The organism is Agrobacterium sp. ES01 (genome assembly GCF_050320885.1).
GTDB lineage: Bacteria > Pseudomonadota > Alphaproteobacteria > Rhizobiales > Rhizobiaceae > Allorhizobium.
In genome coordinates this window covers 66,428-84,950 of record NZ_JBNQTH010000009.1, presented here as the reverse complement: position 1 = coordinate 84,950, position 18,523 = coordinate 66,428, and the positions used below count along the sequence as shown (strand labels likewise).

Sequence of the window (18,523 nt, the reverse complement as noted above, 5' to 3'; positions counted from 1 at the left end):
AGGCTTTACGTCGATTCTGCACTCTCACCCGAGGTCGCCAGGCGTTCGGTCAGGGCCTTCTGGAGCTGGCTGGCGTCATAGGGTTTGCGCACGACAGGCACCGACAGAAGCTCGGGCGGCAGGGCCGTGCGATCATCATATCCGGTTGCAAAGATGAACGGAATACCACGCCTCGTCAGCTCTTCTGCGACGGGGACGGATGTTCCAGCACCGAGATTGATATCGAGAAGTGCGACATCCGGAGAAAACGTCTTCAAGGTATCGAGAGCCATGCGGCTGGAATTGGCGGTCATGACTTCACCGACGCCCATTCCCTCCAGCATGAACTCAACATCCATGGCGATAAGAACCTGATCTTCGACCAACAGGACTGACATTTCATTGATACCTTTCAAATTGGACTGACCATCCGGCACTGTCTCGCGCACTTCCCGATGGCCCGTTTTTTCCAATATGGTCAAAAACTTTGCCGGAATTTTGATCTGCGCCGACAAGCCTTCCTTATCGAAGCTCACGGTGCTTTCGCCGCCAAGGTCGAATGGGATACTGCGTTCAATCAGCGCGGTCCCAAATCCACGTTTGCTTTGGCCAGTAACGGGGGGGCCGCCCGTCTCGTTCCAAAAAATTTCGAGATCGCCGTCCGACAGCAGGTTCCACTCGACCTTGAGGGAGCCTTTCGGCCGGGACAGCGAACCGTATTTGGCGGCATTCGTGCACAATTCGTGGAACACCAGGGCCGCAACGGCATAGGCGCGTCCATCGAGCTGGACCTTGGGGCCATTGAACGTGATGGCTGAAGCTGTGCTGAACGGTGACAGTTCGGCTTCCAACAGCCCCTGAATATCGCCGCCGCCGCTACCGCGAATAACCTGGTCGTGGGCGTGAGAAAGCGCCTGGATGCGGCCCTTGAGGGTCGCCACATAATCTGCCAGCGAGGTCGCGTCGCGCGCGGGTGTCGCGATCAGAGACTTGATGACGGCCAGGATATTCTTGACCCGGTGATTGAGTTCTTCATTGAGCAGTCGCTGGCGCAGTTCCGCCTTGTGGCGTTCTTCCTGCATCAGCTGATTGTGGCGCAAAACGACCTCGACCGTGGCCGACTGAATGGCAGCGGCGATCTCATGCTCCGCCTCGGTCCAGGTCTCCGACATCCGGTCGACTGTTTCCTTCCAGATGGAAAAGCTCTTGCGCGGCGTCAATCGGTCGCCCAAGGGGCCGGCTTCATAAAGCTTGTCCGGGTTTCCGGCCCAGTTCAAAGTCTCCAGCCGTTCCTTGCGGAAGAACATCAGGCAATCGCCAGAGACCTTTGACAGGGGGATGAACAGGACGCCCGAGACATCCTTGTAGTAGGGTTCGGCGGCCTCATAGATCGCAGACAGGCTACTGGTGGACCAGATGCGGTTCTCACCTTCTGTATTGGCATAGGTTGCCAGATTCTCGATTGCACTTTCCGGCGGGCTGATTCCGAGAGAGCGATATTCGGTATCGAGGTAGAGGCCGATGCCGTCGCAGGCGATCATCTCGCGGAAATCCGGCAGCGCCCGCTCCATCACTTCGGAGACGTCCAGCTCCTCGGTCGCGCTGGTCAAAAACCGGTCGAGCGACTTTCGAGCTTCGGTGACCACGTCGAGTTTGCTTTGCTGAAGAAGGCCGATCAGATGCATGGAAAAGAACTCGCCGAACATTTCGGCGGCGACGCGTTGGGGCAGGGTCAGTATTTTCGGGGAATAATGATGGCAGGCAATCAGTCCCCATAACTCGCCATCGACCACAATCGAGACCGACATCGATGCGGCAACGCCCATATTGCGCAGATATTCCAGATGGATCGGAGAGACGCTGCGCAAATGTGCGTGCGACAGATCCAGTGGTTCGCCGTCTTCATTCAACACAGGGTGGATGACTGAGCGATCGCCGCGGGCGTCCGAAATGATGCGGATCGGGTTGTTGATATAAAGCTGGCGTGCCTGCTGAGGAATGTCACTTGCCGGGAAATACTGGCCGAGAAAGCTTTCAAGGTCGGGACGCTTGGCTTCGCTTTCCACCTTGCCGGCACCGTCCTGCTCGAAACGATAGAGCATGACGCGGTCGTAACCCAGAACCGCCTTCAGCAGATTGGTGGTCATGCGCAGCAGTTTCTGCGTGTCGGTTGTCGTACGAATACGGCCGATCAACTCACGGGTCAGCTGTAAAGGTTGCAGTTCAAGATCGGCTTCCTCGAATTCGATGATGGCATGGCCGGCAAAACGGTGGGCGGCGATGTCGACCACCTTGCCGTTTTCCAGTCGCATGCGCGGCAAAAGTGCCGGCCGGGAGGCCTGTGGAGCTGCCGCCAGTGCATTGCGGATGTCATGGGTGGCGTTGCTGCCGATCAGTTCGCCAAGCTTGTCGCCTATGCCGAGCGACGGAATGCCCAGCATTTCGGCACAGTTTTCGGAATATCTGAGAACATTTCCGGCCTGGATATCGCAAGCGATCAGGCATCCATGAGGCTGAATACTGCCCGGGATATGGATGGGTTCTCTATCACAATTTGTGAGATTTACGGGGTCGGATGAGCGCATTCAGATCTTCTCAAAAACATCGATGGCAACGGTGAATGTTTGCAACGCAGACACAATGATGGCCTGGTCGTCCAGATCTTCAGCGCTCTCCAATAACGCAAGGAACGCTTTCCAGTTCCCACCGCTGGCCGATTGTTTTGCAAGGTGTTCGGCACCGTTGGTTTCGTCAATACCGATCGCGGCCGCTTGTTTGATCAATAGGCGAGATCCAAGGGTGGAGCCTTCCAGCACATAGAGCGTGCCGAACATTTTTTCCGGCGTAGACAGGTCAATGTCGGACATTTCCTGTGCATGCGCGACCTGATCGTTCGTCACTACCATCATATCGCGCTGAAGGGAGGAGGCGATGTAACACGGTGTGAATCCTGAAAGCTGGGAAGGATAGGAGGCATCAGCGAGCTTTCGCTCCAAAGGCCCCCTGAAGCGCATCATGCCGCGAAGATATCGCTGATAGCTTCCAAGGTCAGAAATGGATCCGACACGTCTGTCCAGCTCTTCATGGAGCGTCGACGTTCCTGACCGCAGCAGCCACCGGCGTTCTGAAGAGGGCATAGGGAAGGTGTTTTCCTGTCATTTCTGAAACCGCGCCTCTATGTGGCGCTTTTGGTGTCCACGTCAACTGGGGATGGTAAAGAATTAGATTGTTCTGAATGACGCGTCTTTGCCCCACCACCTACGTCAATTGACGTATACGATTTTGCACTGCAGCGTCGGATAGTCCCCTCCAGCAACTGTTAATGACTTTTAACCAAAAAGTTGCGTTACAAAGAGAGGGGTTCACGACAATGAAACTCAAGACACATTTGATGGGCGCGCTTGCAGGCGCGATGCTATCCACCACTGCCTTTACCGGCGCGCTTGCTCAGGAAGACACGATCAAGATCGGCGTTCTTCACTCGCTGTCGGGCACTATGGCAATCTCCGAGACGACGCTCAAGGACGCCATGTTGATGATGGTGGAGGAGCAGAACAAGAAGGGTGGCGTGCTCGGCAAGAAGCTTGAAGCCGTCGTCGTCGATCCGGCCTCCGACTGGCCGCTGTTTGCCGAAAAGGCTCGCCAGCTGATCAGCCAGGACAAGGTTGCTGCCGTCTTCGGTTGCTGGACCTCGTCTTCGCGCAAGTCGGTCCTTCCAGTCTTTGAAGAGCTGAACTCGATCCTGTTCTATCCTGTTCAGTACGAGGGTGAAGAATCCTCGCGCAATATCTTCTACACAGGTGCTGCGCCAAACCAGCAGGCCATCCCGGCCGTCGACTATCTCGCCGATGCCGAAGGCGTCGAGCGCTGGGTTCTGGCGGGTACCGACTATGTCTATCCGCAGACCACCAACAAGATCCTCAAAGCCTACCTGATGTCCAAGGGCGTGGCTGAAGACGATATCATGATCAACTACACACCATTCGGTCACTCCGACTGGCAGACGATCGTCTCGGATATCAAGAAGTTCGGCTCCGCCGGCAAGAAGACGGCCGTGGTCTCCACCATCAATGGTGACGCCAATGTGCCATTCTACAAGGAACTCGCCAACCAGGGCGTCAAGGCCGAGGACATTCCGGTTGTCGCCTTCTCCGTGGGCGAAGAAGAGCTTGCCGGTCTCGATACCGCTCCACTGGTCGGCCACCTCGCGGCCTGGAACTATTTCCAGTCGGTCGATGCTGACGTCAATGCCGAGTTCATCGATAGCTGGCATGCGTTCATCAAGGACGACAAGCGTGTGACCAACGATCCGATGGAAGCTGCCTATATCGGCTTCAACGCATGGGTAAAGGCTGTTGAAGCGGCCGGTACCACCGACACAGATCCGGTTCTGGATGCCATTATCGGTGTCTCCGTTCCAAACCTGTCTGGCGGCTATTCGACCGTCATGCCGAACCACCACATCACCAAGCCTGTTCTGATCGGTGAAATCCAGTCCGACGGCCAGTTCGAAATCGTTCAGCAGACACCATCGGTTGTCGGCGACGAATGGTCCGACTACCTGCCGGACTCCAAGGATCTGATCTCCGATTGGCGCAAGCCCATGGAATGCGGCAACTTCAACGTTGCCACAGGCAAGTGCGGCGGCAAGGGCAGCTAGGCCCATCGACCTCCAAGCTTCGGCTTAGCCCTTTTTGCGCAACTCTCTCCCCGCAAGCGGGGGGAGAGGACGAGTCTGACACAGCGTTGCCGAACTCCCTGTCTTGCCTTGCGCAAAGACAATTGGCCTTGGAGCCAGGGGCGGGGCGACAAGGGACCCGTAGTGATGACCCGACTTCTCGCTATATTCATTTTCATCGTTTCGATTGCAACGCAGGCCTTCGCCCAGAGCGCCGACCCCAAGGCGCTGTTCGACAGCCTTGCCGGGGCCAAATTCGGACAGGCCGAAGAGATCATCGGACAGATCGGTGCCACCGGCGACAGCCGCGTTGTGCCAGCCCTTGAAGCCTTTGCCGAAGGCGATCTCTATTTCCGCAAAATGGACAAGGCGGTGTTTGTCGCCAAGCCTGCCGGCAAGCAACTCATGCTGGTCGATCCCGTGTCCGGCGAAGAGGTGGAGGCGGTGGCCAAAGGCGCTGTCTCCAAGATCCGCGTCAACAATCCGCTGCGGCGTGCCATTCGCACCGCCATTGGCGGCTTGACGCTGATGAGCCCGGATCGCAATACGCGCCTTCAGGCTGCCAGTTCCATTCTCAATGCGCCGAGCGAGGAAAGTCTCGATCTGGTCGAGGCAGCCCTTGCCAAGGAAACAGACGCCGAGGTCAAGTCGCGCATGGAAGAAGCGCGCGCGGTGTCGCTTCTGTCGTCGGAGCGACCGATTGAACAGAAGCGCGAAGCGATCGAGACGCTCAAAGTGCGCGGTGACCGCGACGCCATTTCCGTGCTTCGCTCGGTTTCCTCGACGGTCGATGACAGTCTGAAAGCAGATCTGGATTCCGCCATTGCGGCCATCGAGAGCAATCTGGCGCTTTGGGATCTGGGCCAGAATGTCTGGTACGGGGTGTCGCTTGGGTCGGTATTGCTTCTGGCGGCCATCGGCCTTGCCATCACATTCGGGGTGATGGGCATCATCAACATGGCCCATGGCGAAATGGTCATGCTGGGGGCCTATTCGACCTTTGTGGTGCAGGATGTCATTCGCACCAACGCGCCTTACCTGTTCGACTGGTCGCTGGTGATTGCGCTGCCGGTCGCGTTTGCGGTGACCGGCGTGATCGGTTTTGCCATCGAGCGCAGCGTGATCCGTTTTCTTTATGGCCGTCCCCTGGAAACGCTGCTTGCTACCTGGGGTATCTCGCTGATCCTGCAGCAGTCGGTGCGCTCGATCTTCGGGCCGACGAATCAGGAAGTGGGCAATCCGTCCTGGATGTCCGGCTCTTTCCCGCTGGGGGGGCTGACCATCACCTGGAACCGCATGTGGATCGTGATCTTTTCGCTGACAATCTTCTTTGCGCTGCTGGCGTTGATGAAACGTTCCTCCTACGGGCTGTCGATGCGGGCGGTGACGCAAAACCGGCGCATGGCATCCTCCATGGGGATCCGCACGCCCTGGGTCGATGCGCTGACCTTCGCTCTTGGCTCAGGTATTGCCGGGATCGCCGGTGTGGCCCTCAGCCAGATCGACAATGTGTCGCCCAATCTCGGCCAGAGCTACATCATCGACAGTTTCATGGTCGTGGTGTTCGGCGGGGTTGGAAATCTCTGGGGAACTCTGGTCGGCGCCCTGTCGCTCGGTGTGCTCAACAAGTTCCTCGAACCTTCGGTTGGTGCCGTGCTGGGCAAGATCCTGGTGCTGGTTCTGATCATTCTCTTCATCCAGAAGCGCCCGCGCGGTCTCTTCGCACTCAAGGGAAGGGCAGTGGAAGCATGATTACCGGTTTCATCCTTCGCGCTTTCGACGGCAAGATCATCATTGCGGCTGCCATTCTTCTGGCGGTGGCCGCGCTGGTGCCGGCGCTCAACATGCTGACCACGCCGGGCAGCTTCTTTCATATCCCCACCTATGCCGTCTCGCTGATGGGCAAATATCTCTGCTACGCGCTGTTGGCGCTGGCACTCGATCTGGTCTGGGGCTTTTGTGGCATCCTGTCACTTGGCCACGGCGCCTTCTTTGCGCTCGGTGGCTATGCCATGGGCATGTATCTGATGCGTCAGATCGGCACCCGCGGCGTTTATGGAAACCCGCTCCTGCCCGACTTCATGGTGTTCCTGAACTGGAAGGAATTGCCCTGGTTCTGGTCCGGGTTCGACATGTTCTGGTTTGCGATGATCATGGTGCTTGTGGTGCCGGGCCTGCTTGCCTTCATCTTTGGCTGGTTCGCCTTCCGCTCTCGCGTCAATGGCGTCTATCTGTCGATCATCACCCAGGCGATGACCTACGCGCTGATGCTGGCCTTCTTCCGTAACGACATGGGCTTTGGCGGCAATAACGGGCTGACCGACTTCAAGGACATCCTCGGCTTTTCCGTACAGTCGGACGGAATGCGCTCGATCCTGTTTGCGATGTCGGCGATCATGCTGACGCTTTGCCTGATCATTGCCTCGGCCATTACCCGCTCCAAGTTCGGCAAGGTGCTGGTGGGCGTGCGCGACGCGGAAAGCCGGGTGCGGTTCCTGGGCTTCAGGGTGGAGAATATCAAGCTCTTCACCTTCGTGGTCTCGGCCATGATGGCCGGCATTGCCGGTGCGTTGTTCGTGCCGCAGGTCGGCATCATCAATCCGGGCGAATTTGCGCCTGCCAACTCCATCGAAGTGGTGGTGTGGACGGCTGTTGGCGGTCGCGGCACGCTGATCGGTCCGATCATCGGTGCTGTGCTGGTCAATGGTGGCAAGAGCTTCTTTACCGGAGCCTTTCCCGAGATCTGGCTGTTTGCGCTGGGTGGCTTGTTCATCGCCACAACGCTGCTCTTGCCCAAGGGCATTGTCGGTACGGTCCAGCATGGCTGGAATGCGCGCAAGGCCATGAAGGCTGCAGCGGAAGCGGAAAAGGGACGGGATCGCGAATCCCAGGTTCCACAGGCAGCGGAGTGAGCCCATGAACGCGGTACTCGACAAGAGCAAGAAGAAGAGCCTTCTCTATCTCGATGGCGTGTCCGTCTCGTTTGACGGGTTCAAGGCGCTGAATTCCCTGTCCTTCGTGGTCGAGCCGGGCGAACTGAGGGCCATCATCGGCCCCAATGGCGCGGGCAAGACGACCATGATGGACATCATTACCGGCAAGACCAGACCCGATAGCGGGACTGTCATGTTCGAGGACCATGTGGATCTGACCAAGAAGGATGAGGCCGATATTGCCCAGCTGGGCATCGGTCGCAAATTCCAGAAGCCGACCGTCTTCGAAAGCCACACGGTGTGGGACAATCTCGAACTGGCGCTCAACCGCAAGAGAGGGGTGTTTTCCACGCTGTTTTATCAGCTGAGCGGCGAGGACAAGGATCGCATCGACGAGATCCTGGAGACAATCCGGTTGACGGGACGTCGCGACGAACTGGCCGCCAATCTCAGCCACGGACAGAAGCAGTGGCTGGAAATCGGCATGCTGCTGGCGCAGGAGCCCAAGCTGTTGCTGGTCGATGAACCGGTTGCCGGCATGACGGATGCAGAGACGGCGGAAACTGCCATTTTGCTGCGTCAGATCGCCAAGACGCGCTCGGTTGTCGTGGTCGAGCACGACATGGGCTTCATCCGCGACCTTGGTGTGAAGGTCACGTGTCTTGCCGAGGGATCGGTGCTGGCAGAAGGATCGATCGACTTCGTCTCGAACGATCAGAAAGTCATTGAAAACTACCTGGGGCGGTAGGGGGCGAGGGGGAGGACTTGCGCTGTATGGCGTGCTCCTCCCCCTCCAGTTCCGCGACGGGAGGTCCTCTCCCACCACTGGATTTTACGGAGGTCACCATGCTGACTGTCGACAACATCAACCTCCATTACGGGGCCGCGCAGGCGCTCAGAGGCGTCAGCGTTTCGGCCCCCATGGGCAAGATCACCTGCGTTCTCGGGCGAAACGGTGTGGGGAAATCCTCGCTTTTGAGAGCGGTGACCGGCCAGCATCCGGTGTCGGGGGGAACGATTTCCTTCAATGGCACGACGCTCAACGGCATGGCGCCGTTCAACCGGGCCAAACAGGGACTGGGTTATGTGCCGCAGGGACGTGAGATCTTTCCGCTGTTGACGGTGAAGGAAAATCTGGAGACCGGCTATGCGCCGCTTTCCCGCAAGGACCGCACCATTCCGGCCGACATCTTCAGTCTGTTTCCTGTGCTGCAAACCATGCTCTCGCGCCGGGGCGGCGATCTGTCCGGCGGTCAGCAGCAGCAACTCGCCATCGGCCGGGCTATGGTGACGCGACCGCAGATCCTCGTTCTGGACGAGCCGACCGAGGGCATTCAGCCATCGATCATCAAGGATATCGGACGGGCGATCCGCTACCTGCGCGATTCCACCGGGATGGCTATCCTTCTGGTCGAGCAATATCTGGATTTCTGCCGCGAGCTTGCCGATCATGTCTACATCATGGATCGCGGCGAGATTGTGCATGAGGGGCCGGCTGACACTTTGGACACACAGGAGGCGCGTCGTCATCTGACGGTCTGAAAATGCAAGGCAGACTTGACGAATTGTTAAGGATATCCGCTTGATGCTGTGGGCTGACGTGATATTGAACGCGCATCTACAAACAGAGGTGTATCCATGACAACCAGCGCGGTTTCCAACCGCTGGCAGGCAGGGATTCTTGTCTTGCTTGCAGCCATTTTCCTGACGATCGTCAATTCTGCAGCCCATGCGCTTGAATGCGGTCCGGGCTTTGGACCCGGACGCCACAAGGTGACGATCCAGTCCGACGGCGTTGACCGTTCAGCGGTATTTTTCGTGCCGTCCAGCTATAGTGGGACACGCAAACTGCCTCTGGTGTTCGACTTCCACGGGTCCAACAGCAATCCGGTCGCGCAGCTCAGCCGCAGCCATTGGGATCAGGTGGCAGAGCGCGAAGGCTTTCTGGTGATGGCGCTTCAGGGCAGTCTGAAGGGGTCCATCCAGGGCGGGCATGCGTGGAATGTTCCAGGTGTTGTGCCGGTGGCAGGCGTGAGTGCCGATAACGGGCTCGATGAATCGGCCTTTATTCGCGATGCCATCCGCTATGCCGAGGATAACGCCTGTGTCGACCAGAAGCGTATCTATGCCACCGGTTATTCGGGTGGCGGTCGCATGCTGTCGCAATTCATCTGCAACGGGAATGATGCATTTGCCGCAGCCGGTTTCATGATGGGGCTTCGTGCCGGATATCCCGAGCAGGAAGAAGGCGGCGGCTGGCGTCCGCGTCCGGATACCTGCAATCCAGCCAAGCCCGTTTCGATCATCGCCTTTTCGGGGCTGAAAGATAACGTCAATCCATTTGCCGGCGGGGGAAAGCCCTATTGGCAGTATGGTGGCGAAGTGGCCGTCGGGCGCTGGGCTGCGCTTAACGGCTGCGACATGAAGCCGATGAACCATGAAGGCGAGAAGGCCAGTGTTTCGATGTATGGCGGATGCCGGGACGGCGCGACGGTCATGTCCTTCGTCATCCCCGATGCCGGCCATGCCTGGCTGAAAAAACGTGTGCCCTTTCAGCTTGCATCTTCTGCGGACGACCGACTTGAAGAGGTTGATGCGACTGCGGGAATATGGGAGTTTTTCAAGAATTCGGGTGGCGGCCTGCTTGCAGGTGAGCCCAACAAAAGCGGTGCGCCCAGCCGCCAATAAACTAGCCCGCAAAAGTCGGGCGGACAGGGGATATGTTGCAGTCAACCGCTCGACTGAACCATCAGCGCGCCCGCGGTCGTGGGCGCGTGGTTGCCAAGGCGCTCGACGGGCGCAGCCGTCTGGCGGAGCTCTTTCAGGAGGGCGCCGCCAAGATCAGGCTGCCTCAGACTTTCTCCGATGAAATGGAAGCGGTGATCATCAATACCGCTGGTGGTCTTACCGGCGGCGACCGGATGGACTGGTCGATCAGCGCCGGTGCAGGCACCTTCATCACAGCCACCACCCAGGCCTGCGAAAAGATCTACAAGGCGCAGGAGGGTACCGCCGAGATTACCACGGCGATCGAGGCCGGAGCGGGCGCACGGGTGCACTGGCTGCCGCAAGAATCCATTCTCTTCGACAATGCGTCGCTGACGCGCCGGCTGGATGTCGATCTGGCCGAAGATGCCGAACTGATTGCGGTCGAGGCCGTGCTGCTCGGACGCAAGGCCATGGGCGAGACGATGCAGCACGGGCTCATGCGCGACAGCTGGCGCATCCGGCGCGCGGGCAAGCTGATCCACGCCGAAGAACTGAAACTGGACGGCGATATTTCAGCACTGACGGCCGAGGTGGCGGTGCTTTCCGGCCAGGCGGCTTTTGCCACGCTGCTCTATGTCGGGCCGATTGCCGAGGCGCTCTTGCCCAAAGTGAGAGCGGTGCTGGGCGAGGGAGAGGGCGGTGCCAGCCACTGGAACGGCAAGCTTGTGGTGCGGATGGCCGCTTGCGACGGCTTTGCCTTAAGAAAAAAGCTTATTCCGGTCATTTCGGTCTTGCGCGGCGGCGCCTCAGTGCCGAAAGTCTGGAATCTGTAATTACGAACGCATTGCACAATTGGAGCGGGCATGAATCTGACGCCGAGAGAAAAAGACAAGTTGTTGATCTCGATGGCCGCGATGGTGGCGCGTCGCCGGCTGGAGCGCGGCGTGAAGCTCAACCATCCGGAAGCGATCGCGCTGATTACCGATTTCGTGGTCGAGGGCGCGCGCGACGGCAGAGCCGTTGCCGACCTGATGGAGGCGGGTGCGCATGTGATTACCCGCGATCAGGTGATGCAGGGCGTGGCCGAGATGATCCATGATGTGCAGGTGGAAGCGACCTTCCCGGATGGGACCAAGCTTGTGACCGTGCATGAACCTATCCGTTAAGCCATTGGGAGACTGATTCATGATTCCGGGCGAAGTCATTGCCGCTGCAGGCGAAATTGAACTGAATGCAGGTCACGAGAGCATCACTCTCGAGGTCTCCAATACCGGCGATCGGCCGGTGCAGGTGGGCAGTCATTACCATTTTTTCGAGACCAATGGCGGGCTCTCCTTCGAGCGTGACAAGGCGCGGGGCATGCGGCTTGATATTCCGGCCGGCACGGCCGTTCGGTTCGAGCCGGGCCAGACGCGGCAGGTTTCACTGATCCCGCTTTCCGGCAAGCGCGAGGTCTACGGTTTTCGCCAGCAGGTCATGGGAGCGCTTTGAGGTGAATTTGCGGGAGGAGGCCAGGTTATGAAAGCAGCATTGATCTTTGCGCTTTGCGGCTGCGTGTCTTTGGCCGAAGGTCCCGCCCTGGGCGATGACGAGCCGGATGTGGATTGCAACAACGCCATGACGCAGTTCGACATGAATGTCTGTTCCGCCCGCGATTACGAGGCCGCCGATGCGGAGCTCAATGCCCAGTGGACGATCACCAAGAAGGCGATGGCCGAGGTGGACCGCGATATCGACGATGCCGCCCAGCGCGGCGCGGAGAAATCGCTTCTGTCGGCACAGCGGGCCTGGATTACCTATCGTGACGGCCAGTGCGAGGCTCAAGGCTACCGTTATTACGGTGGCAGCATTCGCCCCTTGATCGTGTCCTCATGTCTGGCAGATCTGACCCGCAATCGGACGGAAGAGCTGAAGGCACTGATCGAGGAATATTGATAGCTTCTCTGCCTGACGCCGGTTTCTCGGCGTTTGGCGACAACCTTGTTTTCCGTCTCGCCGGAGATTGTTTCCGGTCGGACATGCAAGCCCTTTTACAACTCGCGCCAGGAGTTTGACGCCATGCCTTACAAGATGTCCCGCGCGGCCTATGCCTCGATGTTCGGTCCGACGACCGGCGACAAGGTGCGCCTTGCCGATACCGAACTCTTCATCGAGGTGGAGAAGGATTTCACCACCTATGGCGAAGAGGTGAAGTTCGGCGGTGGCAAGGTCATTCGCGACGGCATGGGCCAGAGCCAGGCAACCCGAGCTGAAGGCGCTGTCGATACCGTCATCACCAATGCGCTGATCGTCGATCACTCCGGCATCTACAAGGCCGATATCGGCCTGAAGGATGGCCGTATCCACGGGATCGGCAAGGCTGGCAATCCGGATACACAGCCGGGCGTGACCATCATCGTCGGTCCGTCGACCGAGGCGATTGCCGGAGAGGGCAAGATCCTGACGGCTGGCGGCATGGATGCGCATATCCACTATATCTGCCCGCAGCAGATCGAAGAAGCCCTGATGAGCGGCATTACCTGCATGCTGGGCGGTGGCACCGGTCCGGCCCATGGCACGCTTGCCACCACCTGCACCGGCGCCTGGCATATCGAGCGGATGATCGAGAGCTTCGACGGTTTTCCGATGAACCTGGCGCTGGCCGGCAAGGGCAATGCCTCGCTTCCGGCACCGCTGGAGGAAATGATCCTTGCAGGTGCCTCCTCGCTCAAGCTGCATGAGGACTGGGGCACGACACCGGCTGCCATCGACAACTGCCTGTCGGTTGCAGATCAGTATGATGTTCAGGTGATGATCCACACCGATACGCTAAATGAAAGCGGTTTTGTCGAGGATACGATCGGGGCGCTGAAGGGCCGCACCATCCATGCCTTCCACACGGAAGGAGCGGGCGGTGGCCATGCACCAGATATCATCAAAATCTGCGGCCAGAGCAATGTCATTCCCTCATCGACCAATCCGACACGGCCCTATACGGTCAACACCATTGCCGAACATCTCGACATGCTGATGGTCTGCCATCATCTGTCGTCGTCCATCCCCGAGGACATTGCCTTTGCCGAGAGCCGGATCCGCAAGGAGACGATTGCAGCCGAGGATATTCTCCACGATATCGGTGCCTTCTCGATCATCTCCTCCGACAGCCAGGCCATGGGCCGAGTGGGCGAGGTGGCAATCCGTACCTGGCAGACCGCCGACAAGATGAAGCGCCAGCGCGGTGCGTTGAAGGAAGAAACCGGCGACAACGACAATATGCGCGTGCGCCGCTACATTGCCAAATACACGATCAACCCGGCCATCGCTCAAGGGCTGTCACATGAGATCGGTTCGATCGAGGTGGGCAAGCGGGCTGATCTGGTGCTGTGGAACCCGGCCTTCTTCGGCGTGAAGCCGGAAATGGTGCTGTTGGGCGGCTCGATTGCGGCGGCCCCCATGGGCGATCCGAACGCGTCGATCCCGACGCCTCAGCCGATGCATTATCGTCCAATGTTTGCTGCCTATGGCAAGCTCAGGACCAATTCGTCGGTCACTTTCGTGTCGCAGGCATCGCTCGATGCAGGACTCGCCGCGCGTCTTGGAGTTGCCAAGAAATTGCTGCCGGTCAAGAATACCCGCGGCGGCATTTCCAAGGCGTCGATGATCCACAACAGTCTGACGCCGGAGATCGAGGTCGATCCTGAAACCTATGAAGTGCGCGCCGATGGCGAATTGCTGACCTGCGAACCGGCCACTGTGCTGCCGATGGCGCAGCGGTATTTCCTGTTCTAAGGGAGGGCATATGGCGGGCGACACGTTCTCGGTTCGTCGCTGTGGGCCTTCGGATCGCGCGGAATGGATACGGCTAAGACAGGCGTTGTGGCCGCATGTGACGGCGCAGGCTCATGCGGAGGAATTGGCCGTCCTCATTGAAGAGACCCAGCTTTGCGGGTGGCTTGTGTCGGATCGCAATGGGCCTGTGGTTGGGTTTGCCGAGGTGTCCATACGCCCCTATGCCACGGGCTGCACCCAGATGCCGGTCGCGTTTCTGGAAGGGATTTTTCTGGAGACTGCGTATCGACGCCAAGGCCTTGGGCGTCTGTTGATCGAACAGATCGAGCGCGAATATGTCGCCAAGGGGTTTACCGAACTTTGTTCGGACGCACCGCTGGACAATGACATTTCTCATCAGGCGCATGCGCGCTGGGGATTTGATGAGACGCAGCGTGTGGTCTATTTTCGCAAGCCGCTGGATTGATCGGAAAGCCGCTGAAATTCACGGAAATTCCGTATGAATGGCAATCGCGCCCCGGGATGGCAATCTGTGCAGAACCTTGCCCGCAAGACAGCTATTCGTCGTGTGCATGTCTGCCATGCATCCCCACCTTATTTCCACTTTGATGCTGCAGTGCACTCTCGTTTGCGATAGGGATATTTCTCCAATTCCAACCGTGGCGGCGTCTTTCTCCCAAGAGACCTGCGGCCACCAAACGCAAGAGAGGAAATATCATGCTGATTGGCAAGAAAGTTCCAAACGTTACCTTCCGTACCCGCGTTCGCGACGAATCCATCGAGGGTCCGAACCCGTTCCGTTGGCAGGAAATGACCTCCGACGATTACTTCAAGGGCAAGAAGGTCGTACTGTTTTCGCTGCCGGGCGCATTCACGCCGACATGCTCGACCTTCCAGCTGCCAGACTTCGAAAAGCTGTTCACCGATTTTCAGGCGCAGGGCGTCGACGACATCTACTGCATGTCGGTCAATGATGCGTTTGTCATGAACGCATGGGCCAAGAGCCAGAACCTTCAGCATGTGAAGGTCATCCCGGACGGTTCCGGCGAATTCACCCGCAAGATGGGCATGCTGGTCGCCAAGGATAATCTGGGCTTCGGCATGCGCTCGTGGCGCTACGCCGCCATCATCAATGATGGCGTGGTCGAGCAGTGGTTCGAGGAAGAAGGTTATTCGGACAATTGCGACAGCGACCCATATGGTGTTTCGTCGCCGCAGAACATTCTCGAAAACCTCAAGGAAAAGGCTGCAGCCTGACCCCTTGTCGACTTTCGCACTGATGAAAGCCCTGGCGTTCGCGCCGGGGCTTTTTTGAATTGTGGCAACATGAAAGAAGACCTGCCAAATAGCTTAACGACATCAAGGGGCTGCCCCCAATCTCACCTGCTGTCGTTGTTGCAGAAGTTGCAATCTGCGGTGGTCGCTCTGTCTCATTGTGGATAACTTCCCGTCGTGGCAATTGGCGGGCTAATTGTCGCACTATTGCGCGAAATATAGGGAATTCAGGTAGATGGAACGGAGTTTGCCCATCAATCAAATGGTGAATTAGAATATCCTAACAATCGTTAGCGCAGTATTTTCAACATGCTTCGCATTTTAAGGGATCTCTTAAGGAAACTCCAAGAGAAGACCTCTATTCGAGGGGTGCTGCATGAAGGGGAGAGCGGCACTTGGAACTCTTTAAAAGATGGCTTTCGCTACAGGTTGATCTCGGCAAGTTTCATGGCCGGCGCGCGGTCTATGGCTTTGCGATGAAGATGACCTTCCGTGCGGTCATCCTCGCCTCCATATTCAATATCGTCGCCTTGCCAGTCTGCTATCTTCTGGGCCTTCTGCCGATGTCCTTCAGCGACGCGGTCAAGCTCTCCGTCGCCTTTTCCTGGATTTTCGGTGGGGCGGTGTCCGGTTCTCTGGCACTGGTGACGGGCAATGTTATCCGCGAGTTATCTGTCTCGCGATCGCGCTATGCCCGCCTCAGCCGTGTCGACATGCTGTCGGGCCTCTTGAACAGGCGCGCATTTTCCAAGGTGTTGGAAGAGGCCGATGAAAACGCGTCGCTTGCAATCTTCGATCTCGACCGGTTCAAATCGATCAACGATTGTCATGGCCATGCCGTCGGCGATGCGGTGATCAAGGCTGTTTCTGGCGTCATTCGCGATGTCTTTCCGCAACCGAGTGTCTGCGCGCGTCTGGGCGGCGAGGAATTCGGCGTTATCATTCTGGCCGGTTCGGTGGCCGAGCGTCATGCAAAGGTGGAGGAAGTTCGTGCGCGCATTGCCGATCAGCCGATCCTGAGCGATCACGCATCGATCACTGCCACAGTGTCTGCCGGTATTGCCGAGTTCGGTGACGGACGGCCAGCCGACATTGTCTATACCGCGGCCGACAGGGCGCTCTACCTTGCAAAGGCTGGCGGTCGAAACAGGGTCGTGCATGAAGGTGAGGGGCATGAATTATTCGCCCGTCGGGAAACTTCGCTCGCACCTGACCTGGTCATCGATACTGTGAATGTCGCCAGCGCCTGAAACAGGCCATTCTCACATCCGTTGTTCATTCTGATATCGCAGGCGCAAAGCGCGGCCTTCACGCAAGTTCCGTGTTGCAGTGCGGCCGCGAATTTTGCATGGTTTTGGCAGACGAACGAGGAGATTTCATGCGTCGCGTCACGTCCTATCTGCCTGCCGGTGAAACGACCGGTTCCGCCCAATCCAAGATCCTTCTTGGCCATGCCGAGCGACATCTGCGCCGCAAGCTGCTGCATCTTGAGGATGGGGAGATGATCATGCTGGATCTGAAAGAGCCGGCACTGTTTCACCATGGTGACCGGTTGCAGGTTGACGACGGTAGCGAGATTGAGATCTGCGCCGCGGACGAGAAGCTGTTTGCCATCCGGCCGCGCGATCCTCTTCACCTGCTGGAGCTTGCCTGGCATCTGGGGAACCGGCATCTGGCCGTGCAGATCGAGCCCGAACGCATCCTCATCCAGCGCGACCATGTCATTCTCGATATGTTGAAGGGGCTGGGTGCCGAGGTCGATGAGGTGGTCGAGCAGTTCCAGCCACTCAGGGGCGCCTATCATGCGCATGGTGGCGGGCATGGTCACGGCCATCACGGCCATGGCTGATCGGTGATGAGCGAGCGGAAGGAAGCGCAGGCACTTCTCAGATTGCTGACCTGGATGTCTCCGGCATTTCCGGTCGGGGCATTTGCCTATTCCGGCGGATTGGAGCGTGCGGTCGCCGATGACCTGGTGCGCGACGCTGCGACGCTTCGGCAATGGATCAAAGCCAGTCTTGAGCATGGCGCCGGGTGGAACGATGCCGTGCTTCTGGCCGAGGCGCATCGTGGCTTTGAGGATTGCGCAGCGCTTGCTGACCTCGCTGACCTTGCCGCCGCCTTGTCGAGCTCTCGGGAGCGGCATGCCGAGACGCTTGCGCTTGGGGCAGCCTTTCTGCAGGCGGCGCGTGCCTGGCCGCATGATGTTCTCGAACGGCTCGGCTCTGCGGTTGCCTATCCTGTTGCGATCGGTGCTGTGTCCGCTGCGCACAGCATTGCGCTTGAGCCTGCGCTGATCGGCTATCTGCATGCCAGTGCCTCGCAATCGGTATCGGCGGCGATCAGGCTGAGTGTCATCGGACAACGGGAGGGGGTGGAAATCCTGGCTGCGTTGGAAGAGCCGATCGAGCGGCTTGCGCCGCTTGCCGCGTCGGCGGGCCTGGCGGGGCTCGGGACTGCAACCGTCATGGCTGACATCGAGACCATGCGACACGAGACACAGCATACACGCCTGTTCCGATCATAAGCGGTCAGGCGCCATCATAAGAAGGGAACGGCTGGATGAAATCTGCAAACGGGCCATTGCGGGTCGGGATCGGGGGGCCGGTTGGCTCCGGCAAGACGGCGCTGACGGAAAAACTTTGCAAGGCGTTGCGGGATCGCTATTCGGTGGCCGTCGTCACCAACGACATCTACACGCGCGAAGACGCCGATGCGCTGGTGCGCATGCAGGCCCTGTCTTCGGACAGGATTGTAGGCGTGGAAACAGGTGGCTGTCCGCATACGGCCATTCGGGAGGATGCCTCGATCAACCTGCAGGCGATTGCGGATCTGAATGCGCGCTTCCCCGATCTGGACGTGGTGTTCATTGAATCGGGCGGCGACAATCTGGCGGCGACGTTCTCACCCGATCTTGCCGACATTACCCTTTACGTCATCTCGGTCTGTCAGGGCGAGGAGATACCGCGCAAGGGTGGGCCGGGCATTACACGCTCCGATATGCTGGTCATCAACAAGGCCGATCTGGCGCCTTATGTGGGCGTGGATCTTGAGGTGATGCGGGGTGATGCCGGACGCATGCGTGAACAGCGCCCCTTCGTGTTTACCGATCTGAAGCGCGGCGAAGGAGTCGACAAAATTGTCGATTTTCTGGCGCTGAACGGCGGCATGTAGACCAGCG

Annotated in this window: 19 protein-coding genes; 17 read left to right on the top strand and 2 right to left on the bottom strand. The window is 58.5% G+C overall.

The window, feature by feature from the left end; all coding sequences use genetic code 11:
* Positions 1–5 precede the first annotated feature (5 nt).
* Complete coding sequence (locus ACQQ2Q_RS20140; RefSeq protein WP_428188924.1) at positions 6–2,564, bottom strand: HWE histidine kinase domain-containing protein; 2,559 nt, start codon at positions 2,562–2,564, stop codon at positions 6–8.
* A complete protein-coding gene (locus ACQQ2Q_RS20135; protein WP_428188923.1) occupies positions 2,565–3,116 on the bottom strand; it encodes a biliverdin-producing heme oxygenase in 552 nt (183 codons plus the stop codon).
* Between the two features lie 233 nt (positions 3,117–3,349).
* Here ACQQ2Q_RS20135 and urtA point away from each other — a divergent pair, with 233 nt between their 5' ends.
* The 17 genes from urtA to ureG all read left to right on the top strand — a co-directional run bounded on the left by urtA (position 3,350) and on the right by ureG (position 18,516).
* Positions 3,350–4,639, top strand: coding sequence for an urea ABC transporter substrate-binding protein (urtA, locus tag ACQQ2Q_RS20130; protein WP_428188922.1), 1,290 nt, complete (start codon positions 3,350–3,352; stop codon positions 4,637–4,639).
* A gap of 165 nt (positions 4,640–4,804) precedes the next feature.
* Positions 4,805–6,409: an urea ABC transporter permease subunit UrtB gene (urtB, locus tag ACQQ2Q_RS20125; protein WP_428188921.1), complete on the top strand. Its 1,605-nt coding sequence runs from the start codon at positions 4,805–4,807 to the stop codon at positions 6,407–6,409.
* Positions 6,406–7,569, top strand: a complete 1,164-nt coding sequence (gene urtC, locus ACQQ2Q_RS20120) for an urea ABC transporter permease subunit UrtC (protein WP_428188920.1) — start codon at positions 6,406–6,408, stop codon at positions 7,567–7,569. The genes urtB and urtC overlap by 4 nt, the downstream gene beginning before the upstream one ends.
* Before the next feature lie 4 nt (positions 7,570–7,573).
* Entirely contained in the window at positions 7,574–8,338 is a 765-nt protein-coding gene (gene urtD / locus ACQQ2Q_RS20115; RefSeq protein WP_428188919.1) for an urea ABC transporter ATP-binding protein UrtD, read from the top strand.
* A gap of 98 nt (positions 8,339–8,436) precedes the next feature.
* On the top strand, positions 8,437–9,132 hold the full coding sequence (urtE, locus tag ACQQ2Q_RS20110) for an urea ABC transporter ATP-binding subunit UrtE (RefSeq protein WP_428188918.1): 696 nt from the start codon (positions 8,437–8,439) through the stop codon (positions 9,130–9,132).
* Positions 9,133–9,228: 96 nt separating this feature from the next.
* On the top strand, positions 9,229–10,278 hold the full coding sequence (locus ACQQ2Q_RS20105) for an alpha/beta hydrolase family esterase (RefSeq protein ID WP_428188917.1): 1,050 nt from the start codon (positions 9,229–9,231) through the stop codon (positions 10,276–10,278).
* 32 nt (positions 10,279–10,310) lie between these two features.
* Positions 10,311–11,132, top strand: a complete 822-nt coding sequence (locus tag ACQQ2Q_RS20100; RefSeq protein WP_428188916.1) for an urease accessory protein UreD — start codon at positions 10,311–10,313, stop codon at positions 11,130–11,132.
* Positions 11,133–11,162: 30 nt separating this feature from the next.
* Positions 11,163–11,465, top strand: coding sequence for an urease subunit gamma (locus ACQQ2Q_RS20095; protein WP_428188915.1), 303 nt, complete (start codon positions 11,163–11,165; stop codon positions 11,463–11,465).
* A gap of 19 nt (positions 11,466–11,484) precedes the next feature.
* Positions 11,485–11,790 (top strand): urease subunit beta, encoded by a 306-nt coding sequence (locus tag ACQQ2Q_RS20090; RefSeq protein WP_428188914.1) that lies wholly within the window; start codon positions 11,485–11,487, stop codon positions 11,788–11,790.
* Between the two features lie 27 nt (positions 11,791–11,817).
* Complete coding sequence (locus ACQQ2Q_RS20085; protein WP_428188913.1) at positions 11,818–12,234, top strand: lysozyme inhibitor LprI family protein; 417 nt, start codon at positions 11,818–11,820, stop codon at positions 12,232–12,234.
* A 123-nt stretch (positions 12,235–12,357) separates the two neighbouring features.
* Positions 12,358–14,067: an urease subunit alpha gene (gene ureC / locus ACQQ2Q_RS20080; protein ID WP_428188912.1), complete on the top strand. Its 1,710-nt coding sequence runs from the start codon at positions 12,358–12,360 to the stop codon at positions 14,065–14,067.
* Positions 14,068–14,077: 10 nt separating this feature from the next.
* On the top strand, positions 14,078–14,533 hold the full coding sequence (locus tag ACQQ2Q_RS20075; RefSeq protein ID WP_428188911.1) for an N-acetyltransferase family protein: 456 nt from the start codon (positions 14,078–14,080) through the stop codon (positions 14,531–14,533).
* A gap of 254 nt (positions 14,534–14,787) precedes the next feature.
* A complete protein-coding gene (locus tag ACQQ2Q_RS20070) occupies positions 14,788–15,324 on the top strand; it encodes a peroxiredoxin (protein ID WP_428189003.1) in 537 nt (178 codons plus the stop codon).
* A 413-nt stretch (positions 15,325–15,737) separates the two neighbouring features.
* Positions 15,738–16,592, top strand: a complete 855-nt coding sequence (locus tag ACQQ2Q_RS20065) for a GGDEF domain-containing protein (protein ID WP_428188910.1) — start codon at positions 15,738–15,740, stop codon at positions 16,590–16,592.
* 128 nt (positions 16,593–16,720) lie between these two features.
* On the top strand, positions 16,721–17,191 hold the full coding sequence (gene ureE / locus ACQQ2Q_RS20060; protein ID WP_428188909.1) for an urease accessory protein UreE: 471 nt from the start codon (positions 16,721–16,723) through the stop codon (positions 17,189–17,191).
* A gap of 6 nt (positions 17,192–17,197) precedes the next feature.
* Positions 17,198–17,869 (top strand): urease accessory protein UreF, encoded by a 672-nt coding sequence (locus tag ACQQ2Q_RS20055; protein WP_428188908.1) that lies wholly within the window; start codon positions 17,198–17,200, stop codon positions 17,867–17,869.
* Positions 17,870–17,904: 35 nt separating this feature from the next.
* Positions 17,905–18,516 carry an urease accessory protein UreG gene (ureG, locus tag ACQQ2Q_RS20050; protein ID WP_428188907.1) on the top strand — a complete coding sequence of 204 codons (612 nt, stop codon included), beginning with the start codon at positions 17,905–17,907 and terminating at the stop codon, positions 18,514–18,516.
* The last annotated feature ends 7 nt before the right edge of the window (positions 18,517–18,523 follow it).